The organism is Pseudomonas trivialis (assembly GCF_001439805.1).
Classification (GTDB): domain Bacteria; phylum Pseudomonadota; class Gammaproteobacteria; order Pseudomonadales; family Pseudomonadaceae; genus Aquipseudomonas; species Aquipseudomonas trivialis.
In genome coordinates this window covers 1-939 of record NZ_JYLK01000044.1, presented here as the reverse complement: position 1 = coordinate 939, position 939 = coordinate 1, and the positions used below count along the sequence as shown (strand labels likewise).

Below are 939 nucleotides of genomic sequence, written 5' to 3'. Positions count from 1 at the left end.
CGAAGCCAACATGGACCGCCTCGACGGCGCCGGCGCCGCTGCCGCCCTTGAAGCGCGCAACGTGACCGCCAGCGACTCTGCGGCAATCATCCGCGCCAAGGCCGCCCTCGACAAACTCGACGTCGCCGAAGGCCTCGCCGAACTCGAAGGCTCCGCCGCCCGCGTTGCTGTCGACGAAAAGCGCATGATCAACTGCCGCGCCGACCTCAACCAGCTCGTGCCTTTCAAATACGACTGGGCCTGGCAAAAGTACCTCGACGGCTGCGCCAACCACTGGATGCCGCAAGAGGTCAACATGACCGCCGACATCGCCCTGTGGAAAACCCCCGAAGGCCTCACCGACGACGAACGCCGCATCGTCATGCGCAACCTCGGCTTCTTCTCCACCGCCGACTCGCTGGTCGCCAACAACCTGGTGCTGGCCGTGTACCGCCTGATCACCAACCCGGAATGCCGCCAGTACATTCTGCGCCAGGCCTTCGAAGAAGCGATCCACACCCACGCCTACCAGTACTGCATCGAATCCCTGGCCATGGATGAAGGCGAGATCTTCAACATGTACCACGAGATTCCATCGGTCGCTAAAAAAGCAGCCTGGGGCCTCAAGTACACCCGCTCGATCTCCGATCCGAAGTTCGAAACCGGCACCGTCGACACCGACAAAGAGCTGCTGCGCAACCTGGTCGCCTATTACTGCGTATTGGAAGGCATCTTCTTCTACTGCGGCTTCACCCAGATCCTCTCCATGGGCCGCCGCAACAAAATGACCGGTGTGGCCGAGCAGTTCCAGTACATCCTGCGCGATGAGTCGATGCACCTGAACTTCGGTATCGACGTGATCAACCAGATCAAAATCGAAAACCCGCACCTGTGGGATGCCGAGATGAAGGAAGAAGCGACCCAGATGATTCTGCAGGGGACGCAGCTGGAGATTGAATA

Annotated in this window: 1 protein-coding gene; it reads left to right on the top strand. The window is 60.1% G+C overall.

Annotation, left to right across the window (positions count from 1 at the left end; genetic code table 11):
* Positions 1–10: 10 nt before the first annotated feature.
* The coding region (locus TU79_RS24865) for a ribonucleotide-diphosphate reductase subunit beta (RefSeq protein WP_211263086.1) at positions 11–939 on the top strand (929 nt) is incomplete at its 3' end.